This is a genomic window from Amycolatopsis sp. NBC_01488, assembly GCF_036227105.1.
Lineage (GTDB): Bacteria > Actinomycetota > Actinomycetes > Mycobacteriales > Pseudonocardiaceae > Amycolatopsis.
In genome coordinates, this window is record NZ_CP109434.1 from 3448135 (window position 1) to 3465858 (window position 17724).

The following is a 17724-nucleotide window of genomic DNA, read 5'->3' on the forward strand; positions in this document are numbered from 1 at the left end:
GAGACGTGATGAACGATCAGGCCGGGCGCGTGCTCGTGGTCGACGACGACGAGACGGTCCGCGACGTCGTGCGCCGCTACCTCGAGGTCGCCGGCTTCACCGTCGACGTGGCCGGGGACGGCGCCGAGGGGCTGGCCAAGTTCGCCGCCCACGAAACGGACCTGGTCGTCCTCGACGTCATGATGCCGGGGATCAACGGGCTCGAGGTGTGCAAGCGGCTGCGCCAGGTCAGCCAGGTGCCGATCGTCATGCTCACCGCACTCGGCGAGGAGGAGAACCGGATCGCCGGACTCCAGCTCGGCGCCGACGACTACGTCACGAAACCCTTCAGCCCCAAGGAACTCTCCCTCCGCGTCGCCTCGGTGCTGCGCCGCGCGCGGATGCCGCGCCCGGAACCGGCCGCCGCCGAGCTGGCGGACGGCGACCTGCGCCTGCAGATGACCGCGCGCACCGCGACGCTCTCCGGCCACGAACTGCCGCTGACCTCGCGGGAGTTCGACCTGCTCGCGTTCTTCCTCGCCCACCCCGGGGTCGCGTACTCGCGCGCGGACCTGCTCGAGAAGGTGTGGGGCTGGGACTTCGGCGACCAGTCGACCGTGACCGTCCACGTGCGACGGTTGCGCGAAAAGATCGAGCGCGACCCGGCCAAGCCGACCCGGGTGGCGACCGTGTGGGGCGTCGGCTACCGCTACGACCGGGAGCAGCCGTGATCGAACCCGGTGAGTCCTTCGGCGAGACGCTGGCGCACCTCTGGCACATCCTGCCGCTGGCGTTGCTCTTCTCCCTGCCGATCGCGGCGCTCGGTGGCGTCGTGCTCTACGTCCTGCGCCGGGGTTCGCTGGCCACCACGCTGACGGTGCTGGTGCTGATCCCGGTGCTCGCCACGCTGGTCGGCGTGCTGGGTGTCAGCGGGTTCATGTTCACCCCGGCACTGACGACGATGCTGCTGGTCTGCCTGCTCGTCGCGGTGGTCACCGTGCCGGCGGCGATCATCCTCGGCCGGGCCATCGCGCGCCGCAGCGTGTGGGAGCGGGAAGCGCGGGACCGCGAGCGCGCGGCCGAGGCGTCGCGGCGCGAGCTGGTCGCGTGGATCAGCCACGACCTCCGCAGCCCGCTGGCCGGCATCCAGGCGATGGCCGAGGCGCTGGCCGACGGCGTGGTGTCCCAGCGCCACGAGGTCGCCGACTACGCCCAGCGGATCAGCGGCGAGACCAAGCGGCTGTCCGCGATGGTCGGCGACCTGTTCGAGCTCTCGCGCATCACCGCCGGCGCCCTCGAGCTCACCATGTCCGCGGTGCCGCTGCGCGACGTCGTCAGCGACGCCGTCGCCGCCCAGTCGCCGGTCGCCGAGCGGAAGCGCGTGCGGGTGCTCGCCAACGCGTCGACCTGGCCGGTCGTCACCGGAAGCGACCCGGAACTGGCCCGGATCGTGCGGAACCTGGTGTCCAACGCGATCCGCCACACCCCGCCCGACGGGACGGTGGCGGTGCAGATCGGCGTCGACGGCGACGAGGCGCTCCTGGCCGTCGACGACTCCTGCGGCGGCATCCCCGACGACGAGATCAGCCGGGTGTTCGACGTCGCCTTCCGCGGGACGCAGGCCCGGACCCCGGAACGTGGCGGGACGACCAGCGGCGGCGGCCTCGGACTGGCCATCACCAAGGGACTCGTCGAAGCCCATCGCGGGAAGATCGGCGTCCACAACCACGGGCCCGGATGCCGCTTCGAGGTCCGGTTGCCGCTGGCGATGTCCTAGACCGGGTCGCGCAGTTCCGCTGTCGCGAAGTCGGCGATGCCCTTTTCGAAGCCGATCTCCGCGGTGAAGCCCAGCAGCTCGCGGGCGCGGGCCGGGTCGGCGACGACGTGGCGGACGTCGGCCGCCCGAGCGCCGCCGACCACGCGCGGTCGTGGGCCGTCGCACGCTCGGGCCAGCTCCTCCGCCAGGTCGCCCACCGTGTGCGGGGTGCCGGAGCAGACGTTCAGCGGGGTGATGTCGCCCTCCGGGCCGGTTGTCCTGAGCGCCAGGACATTCGCCCTGGCGACGTCGTGGACGTGGACGAAGTCGCGCTGCTGACGGCCGTCCTCCAGCACCAGCGGGGCTTCGCCGCGCACCAACGCCGAGCGGAACAGCGACGCCACCCCCGCGTACGGGGTGTTCTGCGGCATCCGCGGGCCGTAGACGTTGTGGTAGCGCATCGCCCACACGCTGCCGCCCGTCTGCCGCGCCCACGCGCCGGCCAGATGCTCCTGCGCGAGCTTCGTCGCCGCGTACGTGCTGCGGGGGTTCAGCGGCGCGTCCTCGGGCACCAGCCGCCAGGCCAGCTCGGTGCCGCAGGCCGGGCACCGTGGCTCGAACCGGCCGGCGTCCACATCGGACGCCCGGCGCGGTGACGGCGGGACGACGCCGTGGCCCGGGCACGCGTACCGGCCTTCGCCGTAGACGACCATCGACGACGCCAGCACCAGCTTCCGCACCCCGGCCGCGTGCATCCCGGCCAGCAGGACCGCCGTGCCGTAGTCGTTGTGCAGGGCGTACGACGGCGCGTCGGACGGGTCGACGCCGTGCCCGACCACCGCCGCCTGGTGGCAGACCGCGTCGACGCCGTCCAGCAGCTCGGCGACGATCTCGGCGTCGGTGACGTCGCCGCGCAGGAACCGGTGCCCGCTGGTGTACGCCGGTGGCGTGCGGGAGCCGTGGGCCGTGGGGAGGAGGTTGTCGAGCACCACGACCTCGGCACCCCCGTCCGCGAGCAGATCGGCGATGTGGGACCCGATGAACCCGGCTCCGCCGGTGACCAGTACGCGCACACCGGCCACGCTAGGGGCCGGAGGACCGGCGTGCCCGGGTGCGCGCGGGCACGTCACGGAATCGTCAGAACTCACCCGGCACCTCCCGGCGGCGGGTGGCCGAAACCGACTACGGTGGGCGCCATGGAACGGAGTGCACAACGGCTGGGCCGGGCCCTCGTGGTCATCGTGGACGATCGCGTGGCGCACGGCGAGCACGAAGACACCACTGGCCCGCTGGTCACCGAGCTGCTCGAAGAAGCGGGCTTCATCGTCGACGGTGTCGTGGTCGTCGAGGCCGAGACCGCGGGGATCCGCAACGCGCTCAACACCGCCGTGATCGGCGGCGCCGACCTGGTGATCACGGTCGGCGGCACCGGTGTGCTGCCGCGTGACCGCACGCCGGACGCCACCGCCGGGGTGCTCGACCGGCCGATCCCGGGCATCAGCGAGGCCATCCGGGCGTCCGGGCTGGCCGCCGGGGCCGTGGACGCCGGGATCTCGCGGGGGCTCGCCGGGGTGTCGGGAAGCACGCTGGTGGTCAACCTCGCCGGGTCGCGGTCTGCGGTGCGCGACGGGATGGCGACGCTGACCTCGCTCGTGCCGCACGTGATCGACGAGCTTTCGGGCCTCGAAGAGGTCTGATCTTCGCTTTGCCGGGCCGGGGGTGCCGAGTGGTCGCTCCCGGCCTGACTCATGCTCAGGCGCATCGAGTGCGGGATGACCGCACGCCGGCGGGGTGAAGTTCACTCTGGAGTTGTCAATGAACGCGTCGTGGGAGACTGGGGGCATGCCCGGGCAGCAGCGTGATCCCAAGGCCGGCAGCGAGCAGCGCCGGCGGGTCGACGAGATCTTCGGGGACGTCCTGCCCGAGACGACCTCGGACGAGCGCGATCCCGACCGGCGCACCGGGCTTCCGGACGACTGGTACCGGGAGAACCGGCCGCCGCACCACGATCGCTGACCGCGCTCAGTCGCGGCCGTTGTCGCGCTGGGCCTGGGCTCGCAGCAGGTCGCGGATCTCGATCAGCAGCTCGACGTCGGTCGGCTCCGCCGGGCCCGGCTCCTGGCCGCGCTTGCGCCGGTCCTGGATCTTCTTCACCGGCAGCACGATCGCGAAGTAGACGACCGCCGCGACCAGCAGGAAGTTGATCGCCGCGTTGATCACGTTGCCGAAGTCCAGGAACGTGGCGGGGTTGTTGTCGAAGATCTGGTAGCCGAGGCCCTTCGCGGCGTCCGTGCCGCCGATCGTGCTGATCAGCGGCTTGATGAGGCCGTTGGTGAACGCCGTGACGATGGCCGTGAACGCCGAGCCGATGACCACGGCGACGGCGAGGTCGACGACGTTGCCACGCATCAGGAAGTCCTTGAAACCCTTGAACACTTGCTCTCCTCACGAAGGGGACGAGGGATGGGCTAGCGGAGAGTAACCGTTACCGGACGGTCCAGTGAAATCGCCGCCACCCTCGTCGCGATCGCCTCCGGGAGCCGCAGCAGCACCAGCGGTCCCTTCGCCGCGGACGCCTCCCGGCTCCCGACCGACACGACCGTCGCGCCGCCGGCCAGTACCGACGCGGGCACGCCCGGCTCCGGCGCGGCCACGACGTCGACGCGCCGGCCCGGCTCCAGCAACTCGGCGACGCCGGCGTCGGCCAGGCGCACCGGCACCGTCGCCGTGGCCGGATCACCCGCCCCGGGGACGGTCGACGCGAACCGGACGTCGGTCAGGGGCTCCCCGGCGCGGACGGCGCCCGCCAGCAGGCGGCCGCCGACGCCGTCCAGGGTGCTCACAGCACCCGCTGGACGCGCGGAATCGGGGAGATCGGCGAGCCGGACGTCGGCAGCGCGCAGGGCCGCGCCGGAAGGGAGGTCGTGCGCCGCGACGACGGTCGGGGTCGTCGGCGCGCCTCGCGCGGAGCCGGGGTATGCGAAGAGCAGGGCACCGGCCAGCAGCAGGCCGGCGGCGAGCCAGCGGCGAATCAGCCGCGTCCGCCGGCTGGGGAGCCGGTTCAGATCAGGTAGGTGGAACCTCGCCAGCACGTCCACAGTGCCCCCTCGGTCGGATCGAGTGCGACGCCGTGCCGCACGAGATCGACGTTAGGGAAGCCGGACGGGCCGCCGGAAGGGCCGCGTCCGGCATCTGTGGACAACCGGGGTGTTGTGGACAACTCCGCGCTTCAGGAGGCGGCGGCGGCCGTTTTCGTCGTACCCGAGGAGGAGGATGCCGAGCTCGTGTCCGACTTCGGCTTGCTCTCCGTCTTGGTCTCGGTCTTCGCGGGGGTCGCGGTGGTGCTCGACTTGGCGGCGTCGCGCGAGTCGGTCCGGTAGAAACCGCTGCCCTTGAAGACCACGCCGACCGAGCTGAAGACCTTGCGCAGCGTGCCGGAGCACTGCGGGCACACGGTCAGGCTGGGGTCCGAGAACGACTGCACGGCTTCGAACCGGTGGTCGCATTCTTTGCAGGCGTACTGGTACGTAGGCACTGAGGGCTCCTTTGCTGGCACTCATCCGACCAGAGTGCCAACCCGATTGTGCTGGAAAACATTCCCCGAAAGCAATTCCACGTTGCTCACATCGGCAGGTCGAGCACGCCTCGACCCGGCGTCAGCGCCCCGCTCATGCGCACGTCGTGGGGTTCCCCGGGCAGCCGTTCGACCAGCTCTTCGTCGCGGACGACGGCCAGCAGCGTCACGCCGGCCGCGGCGAACACCAGCGAGCGATCGTAGTGGCCGGCGCCCCGGCCGAGCCGGACGCCCCGGCGGTCCACGGCCAACGCGGGCACGAGGACCAGCTCCGCCGCCCCGACGGCCTCGGTACCCAGGCGTTTCCCGCCGGGCTCGCGGATCCCGCGGAACCGGCTCGGTACGAGATCGGCCTCGCCGGCGTACTCCGCCCAGTCCAGCGGATCCGTCCGCGACCGGATGACCGGCAGCAGCACCCGCGCGCCGCCGGCCGCCAGCGCGTCGACGAGCGCCGTCGTGCCCGGCTCGGTGCCGAAGGGCAGGTACGCGCAGACCGTGCCGAATGTGACCTTCGACACCGCGCTGACCAGCGCCGACGCCTCCTGGGCGTGCGATTCGGCCGTCTGGTCCGCCCGCGCGCGCGTCAGCCGGGTCCGCCACTCCGCCTTGCTCAGGTGCTCATTGCCCAGCGCGTGCATGACCTCACGTTAGGCTTTGCGCCCATGACGGGCGCCGCAACCACCCAGACGTTCAGAACCGCCATCGTGCCGGCCGCCGGCCTCGGGACGCGCTTCCTCCCGGCGACGAAAGCCGTGCCCAAGGAGCTGTTGCCGGTGGTGGACACGCCGGGGATCGAGCTGGTCGCGGCCGAAGCCGCCGCCGCGGGCGCGGAACGCCTGGTCATCGTGACCTCACCGGGCAAGGACGCCGTCGTCCGCTACTTCGAAGCGCAGCCTGAGCTGGAGAAGAACCTCGAGGCCAAGGGCAAGACCGAGCTGCTGGAGAAGGTGCGCCGCGGGACCAGCCTGCTCGCCGTCGAGACCGCCATCCAGGAGCAGGCGCTCGGCCTCGGCCACGCCGTCGCGCAGGCCGAGCCGAACCTGAAGCCGGACGACGAAGCCGTCGCCGTGCTGCTGCCGGACGACCTCGTGCTGCCCACCGGCGTGCTGGAGCGGATGAGCGCGGTGCGGGCGCAGTACGGCGGCAGCGTGCTCTGCGCGTTCGACATCCCGAAGGCCGAGATCTCGCCGTACGGCGTCTTCGACGTCACCGACACCGACGACGAAGACGTCAAGCGCGTGCACGGCATGGTCGAGAAGCCGAAGCCGGAGGACGCGCCGTCGACGTACGCCGCAGCCGGGCGCTACCTGCTCGACCGGGCGATCTTCGACGCGCTCAAGCGGATCGAGCCGGGCAGCGGCGGCGAGCTGCAGCTGACCGACGCGGTCGCGCTGCTGATCTCCGAGGGCCACCCGGTCCACGTCGTCGTGCACCGCGGCGGACGCCACGACCTGGGGAATCCGGGTGGTTTCCTGCGCGCCGCGGTCGATTTCGCGCTTGAAACGCCCGAGTACGGTCCATCTTTACGGGCGTGGCTGACGGAACGGATCGGGACAGATCGCCCATGACGGAATCCCTCGACGCGGCACGGCCCGAAGTGGCCGGGGACGAGGCCGAGCTGCGCTCGGTCGACGCGCAGATCTCGATGACCTTGGACGCCGCCGTCCGGCCCCAGCCGGTGCGCGTGGCGATCTCCGAGGCCCAGGGGCTGCTCTGCGCCGAGGAGGTGGTCGCCGAGCACGCGCTGCCCGGGTTCGACCAGGCCGCGATCGACGGGTACGCCGTGCGCAGCGTCGACGTGCGCACCGCCGGGCAGGAGCCGGTGCAGCTGCCGGTCGTCGGCGAGATCGCGGCGGGCTCGCGCCAGCCGCGGCGCCTGCAGCCCGGCCAGGCCGTGCGGGTCGACACCGGCGCGCCGCTGCCGACGCTGGCCGACGCGGTCGTGCCGCTCGCCTACACCGACGGGCACCAGGCCCGGGTCACCGTGCACCGGTCGGTGCCGTCGGCGGGGTACGTGCGCCGGACCGGCGAGGACGTCCAGATCGGCGACGTCGCGGTGCGCCGCGGTGACACGATCGGCTCGGCGCAGGTCGGCCTGCTGGCCGCGGTCGGCCGGGCCAAGGTCCTCGTCTACCCGCGGCCGCGGGTGTCGATCGTCTCGGTCGGCGACGAGCTGGTCGACATCGACCGGACGCCGTCGGTCGGGCAGGTCTACGACGTCAACTCGTACGCGCTCGCCGCGGCCGCCCGGGACGCGGGCGCCGAGGTCAGCCGGGTCGGCATCGTGCCGAGCGAGCCGAAGCGGCTGCGGGAGATCGTCGAGGGCCGGCTGCTGATGTCGGAGATCGTCGTGGTCGCGGGCGGCGCCGGGGGCGCCACCGGTGACGAGGTCCACGCGGCGCTCTCGGACCTGGGCCGGATCGACATGACGCGGGTCGCGATGCACCCGGGCTCGGTGCAGGGGTTCGGCAGGCTCGGCCCCGACTCGGTGCCGACGTTCCTCATCCCCGGCAACCCGATGAGCGCGCTGGTCGTGTTCGAGGTGCTGGTCAGGCCGCTGATCCGGGCGGCGCGCGGGACGCGCAACCCGCACCGGCGGATCGTCGGGGCGCGGCTGCTGTCGCCGATCACGTCGACCGAGGGCCGCCGCGGGTTCCTCCGCGGCCAGCTCCTGCGTGACGAGGCCAACGGCGAGTACCTGGTCCAGCCGCTCGGCCAGTCGGGGGCGCACCTGCTCGCGTCGCTGGCCGAGGCGAACTGCCTGATCAACGTGCCGGAGGAGCTGACCGACGTCCCCGCGGGCGAGCAGGTCCAGGTCACCTTCCTGGCGCAACGGGCCTGATGAACTCCGTGTCGGGGGTGTCCTACCCGGTCGAAAGCCGGCACCCGGGCTGGCCGGCCCGGCTCGGCCCGCTGCGGGTCCCCGCCGGGGAGGTCGCGATCCGGCCGGTGCGGCTGCGCGACGCCGGCGAGTGGAGCCGGATCCGGCTCCGGGACCGGGCGCACCTCGAGATGTGGGAGCCGACCGGCGTCGGGCCGTGGCCCGAACGCAACGCTTTCTGGTCGTGGCCGTCGCAGTGGGCGGCGTTGCGCTCGCTCGCGCGGCGTGGCCAGTGCCTGCCGTTCACGATCACCCTGGACGGCCGTCTGGCGGGGCAGATCACCGTCGGTAACGTCATCCGGGCCTCGCTGCGGTCCGCCTGGATCGGCTACTGGGTGTCGTCCGACGTGGTCCGCGGCGGGGTCGCGACGGCCGCCGTCGCCCTGGTCACCGACCACGCCTTCGGCCCGGCCGGGCTGCACCGGCTGGAGGCCACCGTGCGCCCGGAAAACGGCGCCAGCCTGCGGGTTCTCACCAAGGCCGGCTACCGGCAGGAAGGCCTGTTCGAGCGCTACCTCGACGTCGCGGGCGCCTGGCGGGACCACTACTGCTTCGCCGTCACGCGCGAGGAGACCGGGGCCGGGCTGGTATCGCGGCTGGTCGCGGCGGGCCGCGCCGACTACGCCTGAGGGTCATTACCCACCTGGGTCCGTGAGCGCGTTACCACATGCTGTGAGATTCACCTAATCCGGTGAGGCATTTTCGTGATCCAATCCGGCGAGCCTCCGTCCGATCTGTTACTCCTGTGACTAGCGTGATTTCAGGTGGAAGGATCGGGGGAGGTGACGGGAGATGCCCAGCTCCGTGATCATCGTCGCGCTCGCCGCGGCATGGCTCGTCGTTCTCGTGCCCATGGTCGCGCGTCGGCGGCAGCAAGTGGCCCATACGGCCGACTCCGCGCTGGCGGCCAGGGTCGTACGCAGTGGACGCAACGAAGACCGGGAGGAATTCGCCATGTCCGAGGAGACCGTCAAGTCCCGGCCGTCGGTCGAGGACGACCTCGCGGAGCTGGAGGCCGACCTCGAACTCGAGGACGACTACGAGGAGCCGGAGCCCGAGCCGCTCCCGCAGCCGACCCGCGCCGAGCGGGCCGAACGAGCCGAGCGCGCGGCTTACCGCCCTGGCCGGGGCGGCTTCGACCCGGAAGCGGCGGAGCTGGCGGCGCGCGCGAAGTACAGCTTCCGGCAGCGCATCGTCGTCATCCTGCTCGCGGCGGCGATCATCACGGGCGCGGTCGCCGGGTTCGTCATGCCCCTGGTCTGGTGGGGCCACGCGCTGGCCGACGTCGTGCTGGTCGGGTACCTCGTCTACCTGCGCCGCCAGGTGCGGATCGAGGAGGAGATCCGGCAGCGCCGGCTCGCGCGGTTCAACAGCACCCGCGCGCCTCGGCGGTCGGTCCCGCGTCCCGCGGCTTCGTCGCCTTCCGCGGACGACGACGAGCCGGTCGAGGACACCGAGGACGTGGACGTCGTCGAGCCGGTCCGCCGCGAAGTGGTCGAGCGCCGTCCGTCGCCGACTTCGCGGGTCCGACGCAGCGCGGTGGTCGTCGACCTGGACGACGAGGACCCGGCGTTCGAGGAGCTCGACGAGCCGGGGACCGGGCCTTATCGGCGGGCTGTCGGAGAGTGACCCCCTCGGAGAGGTGCTCGTAGGGCACTGCTACGCTCTACGAGCACAACCAAGGGGCTGTAGCGCAGTTGGTAGCGCGTCTCGTTCGCATCGAGAAGGTCAGGGGTTCGATTCCCCTCAGCTCCACCCTAGGGGTCTTACTAGAACACGGGGCCGAAACAACGCCACGTAGTAGGACCTGAAGACCGTTGGTAGCCACGGGGCCGCCTCCCTTTTGGGAGGCGGCCCTTTTGGCATTTCGGGGTCGGGTGTCGGTTCGTGGCTCCGGCACGGTCACGTCGGTGGTCTGCCAGTCGCTCTGGACGGCGTGGAGTTGTGCGAAGGGCTCCCGGAGGCTGTGGTCGGCGATCTGGTCGTCATCGACGTAGATGCTGTGGAAGATCGCCTGGTTGAGCATGCGGCGTTGCTGTTCGTCGCAGCGGCGGTAGAGTTCTTGAGGGTTCTCCAGCAAGGTGAGCGCGGCTTCGATGAGCCGGGCGCTGTCGGAGAGGTTCTCGGTCGTGGTTGTGAGGCGCTCATCGAGGCGTCGTCGTTGTCGGGCGATCTCGCGGAGCTTGGTCTTGATCTTGTCCTGCCCGATGGTGGAGTCGGCCGCCAGTTCGATGAGGTTCTCTTCGCGGGTGTCCAGCGCCTTCATCTCCGTGGTGAGTTGCTTGTGGAGCAGTCGCTCGGAGGCTTCTTGCTCGTCGATGGCGCGGGCGACCTCGGCGCGGACGGTGGCGACGAACTGGGGGCTGAAGCGGATCGTGGCGTAGTGGTTTTCCACGGCGTCTTCGATGAGGGCGACGTTGATGTGCGGGGCTTCGCAGCTGCCGTTCTGCTTGTTGCGGCAGAAGAAGTAGGTGTATTCGCTGCCTCGGGAGTTGACGGTGTGCTGGACGATCAGCCGCTGGGTGATGCCCGCTCGCTTGCAGCGTCCGCAGAACAACGAGCCCTTGAGGTAGTGGGGGTGCTCGCGGCGGCGTTCGCCTGCTGTGGAGCGGGATTCGAGGAGATCCTGGACGCGGTCGAAAAGATCGTCGTCGATGAGCGGCTCATGCCGGCCTTGGACCTCCTCGCCGTCGACCTCTACGTACCCGAGGTAGTAGCGGTCCCGCAGCATCATCGAGAGCTTGTTGATCGACACCTGCTTGGCGGGATGACGGCCAGTGGGCCGAGTACGCAGTCCGCGATCGTAAAGCTCATCGGACAGGTCTTCCAACGAGTAGTCGCCGGTGACATAGAGCTCGAAAGCAAGCTGGACAAAGGGTGCACGTTCGGGGTCGACGGCGATGGTGCGGATCTCGCGGCCGTCGAACCGGTCGCGGACGTTGAGGTAGCCCAGTCGGGCGCGGCCGATCGTGCCGCCATTCTTGGCTTTCTGCTTCATCTTGTACGCGATGTCGGCACCGGACTCTCGCGACTGGTACTCGTTGAAGGTGGCCAGGATGCCGTGCATGAGCTGACCTACGGGCGAGTCGTCGATCGACTCGGTGGCCGATACGTGCGGGGTTCCAGAAGTCGGTTCACGGATCCGACCTGCGGCGATGGGCGCGTTCGGTGGATGGGGCATGATCGCCAGCCATGGCGTTGCGTCTGCTCTATCTGATCTTCCTCCGGCTTATGGGCCTGCTGGTGTTGCTTGGGCGCTCGGCGGCGTCCAAGGAGGTCGAGTTGCTGGTGCTGCGCCACGAGGTCGCCGTGTTGCGCAGAGGCAACCCGAAACCTCGTCTGGACTGGGCTGACCAGGCTGTTTTCGCGGCGTTGGTCCGGCTGTTACCCAAGGCGCTGCGGATACACCGGCTGGTTACCCCGGGCACGATCCTGCGCTGGCACCGGCGCCTGGTAGCCGCGAAGTGGACCTATCCGCACCGGCACGGGCGTCCACCCGTCGACGACGCGATCGCCGGGCTGATCGAACAGATGGCCAGGGAGAACCACGGCTGGGGCTACAAGAGAATTCAGCGTGAGCTGCTCAAGCTCGGACATTGGGTCGGTGCTTCGACGATTCGGCGGATCTTGAAGCGGGCGTGTATACCTCCGGCGCCGGTCCGGCACTCCGACACGACGTGGCGGCAGTTTCTGCGTACGCAGGCCTCGACGATGCTGGCGTGTGACTTCTTCCACGTCGACTGTGCGGTCATCCTCAAGCGGATCTACGTGTTCTTCGTGCTGGAGGTCGGCAGCCGCTACGTCGACGTCCTCGGCACGACCACCCACCCGGACGGTAGGTGGACCACCCAGCAGGTCCGCAACCTGGTGATGGATCTCGGTGATCGAGTCGACGAGTTCAGGTTTCTCGTCCGCGATCGGGCTGGCCAGTTCGCGGCCTCGTTCGATACCGTCCTGGCTGACGTCGGCATCGAGACGGTGAGGATTCCCGCGCGTTGCCCTCGGGCGAACTGCTACGCCGAGCGGTTCGTGCTTACAGCCAGAATCGAGCTCGCTGACCGCATGTTGATCCTCAACGAGCGGCATCTGCAGGCTGTGCTCGCCGAGTACGTCCGGCACTACAACGGTCGACGGCCGCACCGTTCCCACGAGCTTCGCCCACCCCGGCCGACCCACCCCGCAGCAGATCTCAGCTCTCAGAGGGTCAGGCGCCAGCGGCTTCTCGGAGGCCTGATCAACGAGTACGAACGCGCCGCGTAAATCCGCTGGTCAGCGCCGGGGAGCGACTTTTAGAACCCCGCAGGTGATGGACTTGGGGGAGCGGATCGCGTCGTTTCGGCTCCTCGTCCGCGACCGGGACGGACGCCTCGCGCGAACTGCTACGCGGAGCGATTCGTACGCAGCGTCCGCGCGGAGTGCACCGACCAGATGCTGATCTACAACGAACGGCATGCCACCGCCGTCCTCGGAGAGTACGCCCGGCATTTCAACGACCACCGGCCACGCCAAGGCCTCAATCAACAGCCACCAAACCACGATCCGGCCAGCGTCATCCCGCTGGACGCTCCAATCACACGCCGGAAGATCCTCGGCGGCGTGATCAACGAGTACCGGCGAGCCGCCTGAGCTGACCGGCAAAACACCTGGTCACCGCCTACGCTCCGACTTTTGGCACGGTACAAGCCGGAATTCCGGCGCCGGGTCCAAGCCGGTCGCGTTCGGCTGCGACCTCCGCCCATGCCGGAGAGCGAACATCGCCACGCTGACGACATCGCCGAAGTGGTCAAGGCGGTATCGGACCGCGTTCAGGCCGCTCAGGGTGGTCGGGAGACGTCACGCAAGCGGAAATGCCGTACGATTCGCAGCGGCTGAGCAATTGATCGACCGCTGAGGTCCTTCGCATTTTCCGAAGATGGGTGATCATTCCACGAAGCGCAGATTCCGCCCGGCTGGAGTACAGAAACTGGTACTCGTCGAGAAACCGGTTCCAGTAATAGTACGCGGATCTGTTTCGGCCGGCGGCCATTTGACACTCCCCCAGCACCGCTGCGGTGAGGATTCGCGCCCGGCGTTGCCCGGAAGGGAGATCGCGCAGGCAACGCAGCAATGATTCGCTTGCCAAGGGAAGGTCTTGTAACTTGACGTAGACTTGGGACATCCGAAAGGCGAGCACGGCCGCGCTGTAGGCGCACACCGGCTCGGAGCGCTCGCCGGTGCCGGATCGCCTAAGGAATATGATCTCATCGAGCAACCGAAGAGCTTTTTCAGCGTGGCCTAGTTCTGCATAGGCGACCGCTTCCTGAGCCCGCAGCAAGAGCTTCATCCCGAGCGGTTGGGTGATCGATTCACCCGCCAGCTTGTTTGCGGCCGCAACGATTTCCAGCGCATCTCGAGGACGGTCGAGCATCGTCGCCTGGTTGGCGAGATCACAGAGTATCTGGGCGGCGAGACCATGATCGCGCGCCGCAATGGAGACACGCAGCGCTGCGAGGTAGTAGCTTTGTCCGAGGCCGTGCCTGTGGCGGTCGACGTGCTTGATGCCAAGGCGTTGCGCCAACCGGACGGCACAGTGGACAAGACGCGACCTGTTGCCGCCCTGGCCGGTAGCCGAAAGCATTTCCAGGATATCGTCGCGTAAGTAGGCAGTGGTCGCCTCGCAAGCATGACCACCGCCGAAAAGATCGTCCAGATTACCCAGCACCGTAGTTGTTTCTTCGACTGCCTGGATCTGCGCCTTGGTGAAAATTCGCGGCAGTTTACCCGTGACCTGCGACACGAGCGGCACGTTGGCATCCTCGGCGAGACCGATCCAGGAGACATCCCCAGTTCGGTACGGAACCCGGTGCAGCTGAGCCCGGGACCGGTGGTCCAGGTCGGCTTCGGCCAGCCTTTCGAGCCCGGCAAGGGGATCTTCTCCACAGAGGGCATGAAGAACCAGCTGATCCGCCTCGTCAGGCCTCGCGAATCCGGCATCGACCAGAGTCAGGCTCTTGCCCAGTTCGGTGCTCAGTGCGTTCACGATCAGCGGAACGACCGAGGCGCGAGGCATCGAGCCGGCCAGCCAGTGAGACACCGCGGACCGGTCGTAACGCAACTCGATCCCCGCCCGAGACCCGAGGCGGTTGACCTCCGAAGCCAACGCCGAATTGCCCAGACTCGCTTGCTCCATCAACTTCCGAAGCAAATGATTCGGCGTTCTTTCCGACATCGCATCCTCGCCGTTATCCGCTCTACGAAAGAGCACCAGTGGAAGTCTGGGGCACGACACGGAATGTCGCTAGCCAGCGTTTGAGTGACAACGAAGTCCTCCGGAGTGACGGCTCGTTGCCTTACTGCGACTGGACGGCGGAGATCACCTACCACTATCGGCGTAAAGGTATGCCCGATCGGGCTTCGCCGCAGTTCGCGGTCCGAAAATCGGTACCCGAGTGTCACTGCGCACCCACCGCGGATTCAACCTGTTCAACACGGCCGAGTCGTCCGCCGCGGACCGGGTAACAAACCGGCAACCGTTGTTGCACGTCGAGAGAGGTTCTTGTCCATGACTGTCGAAGGAGCGGAAACGCCGGCGGACCCGGAACCCGTCGCACCCGGAAAACCGACGCACCGGGCCGAGCCGACCAGGTCCCGGGCTCACGGAGACGGGTTGAGCGGCCAGGTGGTAGTGGTGACCGGCGGGGCCCACGGGTTCGGACAGCACGTGGTAGCGGCGTTGGCTGAGGCCGGAGCCCGGCTGGTCGTCACCGGCCGGGACGATGCAGCACTGGCTGCTCTTTCCCGGGCTGCGCACTCCGCCGGTTGGGCGCTGGTCACGCAGGCCGGTGACGTCCAGGACCAAGCCACGGCGACCGCGGTGGTCGACCGTGCGGTCGAAACATTCGGCCGGGTAGACGTGCTGGTCAACAACGCCGGAATCACCGGGCCGATCGGACCGACCTGGGAGGTGGACTCCGACGACTGGTGGCAGGCGATGGAGGTGAACGCGCACGGAAGTCTGCTGTTCATCCGGGCCGCGCTGCCGGTGATGGCTGACCAGGGTGCCGGCACGATCGTCAACATCGTCTCCAGTGCCGGCCTGCGGCGCTTCCCGCATCTTTCGGCCTATTCGGTTTCCAAGGCGGCCGTGATCAAGCTGGGGGAAAACCTCGGCCGCGAACTGGCGACCGCCGACACCGGCGTATCGGTCTTCAGCCTGCATCCGGGCGTTCTCCGCGACAGCGGCATCGCCCGCAACCTTCTCCGGGGCGATCACACGGGCCGATGGCTGGTCAAAACCGCCGGCTGGGTCCGGGAACAGATCAGGACCGGGCGGTCCGTGGAGGCCGCGGTCGCCGCACAAGCGGTCGTCGCGTTGTGCTCCGGCAAATTCGAAGCTTCGAGCGGTAGCTATCTGGAGGTCGATGATGTCCTTGCGCGACTCACTCCTGAAACAGCCCAGGTTCCCGACCAAGCCAGTACCGGCGCGCGAGGCACTCGGCATTATCACGAAACGGAGCTACGCTTCTCGGATCTCGACTGGCAAGGTCACATCAACAACGTCTCGATGGTTGGATACCTTCAAGAAGCACAGATCCGGCTACTTGACCCGGATCGCCGAAAAATCTTCCAGGAAGCCGACGAGTCATTCGTGGTCGCCGCGCATAATGTCGACTACCTCCAACCTCTTCAGTTCCGAGAGGAGCCGGTCGTCGTCGAGACCAGGATCGTCGATATGGGTCGTTCGAAGATCGTACTGAACAGCGAGGTTCGCGACGACCAGAATATCTATGCCCGGTCGAGCAGCACGTATGTGGCATACGACACGGTGGCTCGCACCGTGCGACCGTTGACAGCTCACGAACGTCGCGAATTCGCCCGTTACACGGCGAAACATTCCAGGAATTTCCTCAAAAAGCGTTATCCTGACCTCTATCGAAAGCGGGTGAAGGCATGATATCGGCCGACAAGACGCGCGAGATTTTGCGAGAGATGCTCGCGGTGCAGGGCAAGGAACTACCGGACGACGGGACGAATCTGGCGGACTTCGGGTTCCGCTCATTGGACTTCTCGGAGCTGGCGATGCGCGTGGAGGACGAGGTTGGCGGCGAGTTGAACTTCGACGCCGCCGGCCTGCGTGACATGACCACGGTCGGCGATATGTATCGTTTTCTGTCCCGGCGTTCGCCGGTCCGCTCGCGGGTGCGCTGGCCTGGCTCGCCGGGGTGCTGGTCGTATTCTTCCCGTTGGCGCTGCGGGCTTATCACCGCCGCGTCGCCTGAAACTGCTGAGAGGTGAACGAGGGCCATGGACGTCAAAGTCACCTTGCGGGGCGGGCCCGAGGGACTGCCCGAAACCGTGCTCGTCCACGCGGGGCAGCAGCGGCTGAAGATCCCGTTCCGCGCGGGATACGAGCACTTCGAACCCGTCGACGGACGGGACACCGGGGACAACGCCGTCTTCGTCTGGTGCGACCGGACCAAACTCGCCGAATGAGAGAGGAAGGCGTGGCATGAACACCGCGATTCTCGGTACCGGCTCCTACCTGCCGGACGAGATCCTCACCAGCGCCGAACTGGGCAGCAGACTCGGGCTCGGGCAGCAGTGGATCTTCGACAAGACCCGCATCGCCGAACGCCGCGTCGCCGCGCCCGACCAGGCGACGTCCGATCTGGCCACCCTGGCCGCCGAACGCGCGCTCGCCGCGGCGGGGCTGACCGCCAACGACCTCGACCTGATCATCGTCGCGACGTCGACCCCGGACCAGCCGATCCCGGCCACCGCGGTCGCGGTGCAGGCCAACCTCGGCGCCGTACGCGCGGCCGCGTTCGACATCGACTCCGTGTGCAGCGGGTTCGTCTACGCGCTGGTCACCGCGCACGCGCTGCTGGATCTGGATCCCTCGCCCGGCACCGCGCTCGTCATCGGCGCGGACACCTACTCGCGCGTGCTCGACTACACCGACCGCCGCACGTGCGTGCTCTTCGGCGACGGCGCTGGAGCGGTGGTGCTCGGCAAGCGGGCCAACGGCCGTGGCCTGCTGTCGAGCACCCTCGGCTCCGACGGCACGACCGCCGACTACGTCACCATTCCCGGCGGCGGCAGCCGCCGCCCGGTCAGCAAGGAGACCCTCACCGCGGGCGAGCACTTCTTCGCCATGCGCGGCAGGCAAGTCCGCGACCTCGCCGCCCGCGTGCTGCCCGACCTCGTCGTGGACGTCGCGAAAGCCGCTGAGCTCGAGGTCTCCGAGATCGACCTCATCGTGCCGCACCAGGCCAACGGCGTGATGCTCGAAGACCTCGCCGACACCCTGGACCTGCGGCCGGACCAGATGCACCTGACTGTCGGGCGTTACGGCAACACCGGTGCCGCGTCGGTGCCGATCACGCTGGACGACGCGGTGCGCGGCGGCCGGCTCTTCGACGACGACGTGCTGATGATGGTCGCCTTCGGCGGCGGGATGAGCTGGGGCGGCGCGGCCTGGCGCTGGACCCGCCCGCGGAAGCCGGGCGAGGCCTGGTGACCCGCCCGCCGTTGCGTGCGCCGGCCGGGCGTCCG

General features: G+C 68.9%; 19 protein-coding genes, 1 tRNA gene and 2 pseudogenes. 15 read left to right on the forward strand and 7 right to left on the reverse strand.

Annotation, left to right across the window (positions count from 1 at the left end; genetic code table 11):
- Nucleotides 1–8 precede the first annotated feature (8 nt).
- Nucleotides 9–710 carry a response regulator transcription factor gene (locus OG738_RS16775; RefSeq protein WP_329055000.1) on the forward strand — a complete coding sequence of 234 codons (702 nt, stop codon included), beginning with the start codon at nucleotides 9–11 and terminating at the stop codon, nucleotides 708–710.
- Nucleotides 707–1756 (forward strand): sensor histidine kinase, encoded by a 1050-nt coding sequence (locus tag OG738_RS16780; RefSeq protein ID WP_329055002.1) that lies wholly within the window; start codon nucleotides 707–709, stop codon nucleotides 1754–1756. The genes OG738_RS16775 and OG738_RS16780 overlap by 4 nt, the downstream gene beginning before the upstream one ends.
- Here OG738_RS16780 and OG738_RS16785 read toward each other — a convergent pair.
- Nucleotides 1753–2808 (reverse strand): NAD-dependent epimerase/dehydratase family protein, encoded by a 1056-nt coding sequence (locus OG738_RS16785; protein WP_329055003.1) that lies wholly within the window; start codon nucleotides 2806–2808, stop codon nucleotides 1753–1755. The genes OG738_RS16780 and OG738_RS16785 overlap by 4 nt on opposite strands.
- 123 nt (nucleotides 2809–2931) lie before the next feature.
- Between OG738_RS16785 and OG738_RS16790 the strand changes: the two genes are divergently transcribed.
- Nucleotides 2932–3432 (forward strand): MogA/MoaB family molybdenum cofactor biosynthesis protein, encoded by a 501-nt coding sequence (locus OG738_RS16790; protein ID WP_013230045.1) that lies wholly within the window; start codon nucleotides 2932–2934, stop codon nucleotides 3430–3432.
- A 145-nt stretch (nucleotides 3433–3577) separates the two neighbouring features.
- A complete protein-coding gene (locus OG738_RS16795) occupies nucleotides 3578–3751 on the forward strand; it encodes a hypothetical protein (protein WP_329055012.1) in 174 nt (57 codons plus the stop codon).
- A gap of 6 nt (nucleotides 3752–3757) precedes the next feature.
- Here OG738_RS16795 and mscL read toward each other — a convergent pair whose 3' ends face one another.
- From mscL to OG738_RS16815, 4 genes are all read right to left on the reverse strand, one after another.
- Nucleotides 3758–4171 (reverse strand): large conductance mechanosensitive channel protein MscL, encoded by a 414-nt coding sequence (gene mscL / locus OG738_RS16800; protein ID WP_329055014.1) that lies wholly within the window; start codon nucleotides 4169–4171, stop codon nucleotides 3758–3760.
- 32 nt (nucleotides 4172–4203) lie between these two features.
- A complete protein-coding gene (locus OG738_RS16805; protein WP_329055015.1) occupies nucleotides 4204–4833 on the reverse strand; it encodes an SAF domain-containing protein in 630 nt (209 codons plus the stop codon).
- Nucleotides 4834–4964: 131 nt separating this feature from the next.
- On the reverse strand, nucleotides 4965–5270 hold the full coding sequence (locus tag OG738_RS16810) for an FmdB family zinc ribbon protein (RefSeq protein WP_329055016.1): 306 nt from the start codon (nucleotides 5268–5270) through the stop codon (nucleotides 4965–4967).
- A gap of 86 nt (nucleotides 5271–5356) precedes the next feature.
- Complete coding sequence (locus OG738_RS16815) at nucleotides 5357–5947, reverse strand: 5-formyltetrahydrofolate cyclo-ligase (protein ID WP_329055017.1); 591 nt, start codon at nucleotides 5945–5947, stop codon at nucleotides 5357–5359.
- A 24-nt stretch (nucleotides 5948–5971) separates the two neighbouring features.
- Here OG738_RS16815 and OG738_RS16820 point away from each other — a divergent pair, with 24 nt between their 5' ends.
- From OG738_RS16820 to OG738_RS16840, 5 genes are all read left to right on the forward strand, one after another.
- Nucleotides 5972–6877: a UTP--glucose-1-phosphate uridylyltransferase gene (locus tag OG738_RS16820; RefSeq protein ID WP_329055019.1), complete on the forward strand. Its 906-nt coding sequence runs from the start codon at nucleotides 5972–5974 to the stop codon at nucleotides 6875–6877.
- On the forward strand, nucleotides 6874–8151 hold the full coding sequence (gene glp, locus OG738_RS16825) for a molybdotransferase-like divisome protein Glp (RefSeq protein WP_329055021.1): 1278 nt from the start codon (nucleotides 6874–6876) through the stop codon (nucleotides 8149–8151). Before OG738_RS16820 ends, glp begins: the two co-directional genes overlap by 4 nt.
- A complete protein-coding gene (locus OG738_RS16830) occupies nucleotides 8151–8819 on the forward strand; it encodes a GNAT family N-acetyltransferase (RefSeq protein WP_329055024.1) in 669 nt (222 codons plus the stop codon). The genes glp and OG738_RS16830 overlap by 1 nt, the downstream gene beginning before the upstream one ends.
- Before the next feature lie 163 nt (nucleotides 8820–8982).
- Nucleotides 8983–9819, forward strand: a complete 837-nt coding sequence (gene sepX / locus OG738_RS16835; protein ID WP_329055026.1) for a divisome protein SepX/GlpR — start codon at nucleotides 8983–8985, stop codon at nucleotides 9817–9819.
- A 53-nt stretch (nucleotides 9820–9872) separates the two neighbouring features.
- Nucleotides 9873–9945, forward strand: a tRNA-Ala gene (locus OG738_RS16840).
- Between the two features lie 685 nt (nucleotides 9946–10630).
- Here the strand turns inward: OG738_RS16840 and OG738_RS16845 are convergent.
- Nucleotides 10631–11371 (reverse strand): annotated as a pseudogene (locus OG738_RS16845) (recombinase family protein); the annotation flags it as partial.
- A gap of 11 nt (nucleotides 11372–11382) precedes the next feature.
- Between OG738_RS16845 and OG738_RS16850 the strand changes: the two are divergent.
- Entirely contained in the window at nucleotides 11383–12450 is a 1068-nt protein-coding gene (locus tag OG738_RS16850; protein ID WP_329055028.1) for an integrase core domain-containing protein, read from the forward strand.
- 156 nt (nucleotides 12451–12606) lie between these two features.
- Nucleotides 12607–12816, forward strand: a pseudogene (locus tag OG738_RS16855) (integrase core domain-containing protein); the annotation flags it as partial.
- A 157-nt stretch (nucleotides 12817–12973) separates the two neighbouring features.
- Here the strand turns inward: OG738_RS16855 and OG738_RS16860 are convergent.
- Complete coding sequence (locus OG738_RS16860; RefSeq protein ID WP_329055029.1) at nucleotides 12974–14434, reverse strand: tetratricopeptide repeat protein; 1461 nt, start codon at nucleotides 14432–14434, stop codon at nucleotides 12974–12976.
- Nucleotides 14435–14836: 402 nt separating this feature from the next.
- Here OG738_RS16860 and OG738_RS16865 point away from each other — a divergent pair, with 402 nt between their 5' ends.
- The 4 genes from OG738_RS16865 to OG738_RS16885 are packed head-to-tail and all read left to right on the forward strand — an operon-like array spanning nucleotide 14837 to nucleotide 17689.
- The gene (locus OG738_RS16865; protein ID WP_329055031.1) at nucleotides 14837–16123 is read left to right on the forward strand and encodes an SDR family NAD(P)-dependent oxidoreductase; all 1287 of its coding nucleotides are present in this window, start codon (nucleotides 14837–14839) and stop codon (nucleotides 16121–16123) included.
- Nucleotides 16120–16464, forward strand: a complete 345-nt coding sequence (locus OG738_RS44670) for an acyl carrier protein (RefSeq protein WP_442875902.1) — start codon at nucleotides 16120–16122, stop codon at nucleotides 16462–16464. Before OG738_RS16865 ends, OG738_RS44670 begins: the two co-directional genes overlap by 4 nt.
- A 9-nt stretch (nucleotides 16465–16473) precedes the next feature.
- Nucleotides 16474–16662, forward strand: coding sequence for a DUF5988 family protein (locus OG738_RS16880; RefSeq protein WP_329055032.1), 189 nt, complete (start codon nucleotides 16474–16476; stop codon nucleotides 16660–16662).
- A 16-nt stretch (nucleotides 16663–16678) separates the two neighbouring features.
- Complete coding sequence (locus OG738_RS16885) at nucleotides 16679–17689, forward strand: 3-oxoacyl-ACP synthase III family protein (protein WP_329055034.1); 1011 nt, start codon at nucleotides 16679–16681, stop codon at nucleotides 17687–17689.
- The last annotated feature ends 35 nt before the right edge of the window (nucleotides 17690–17724 follow it).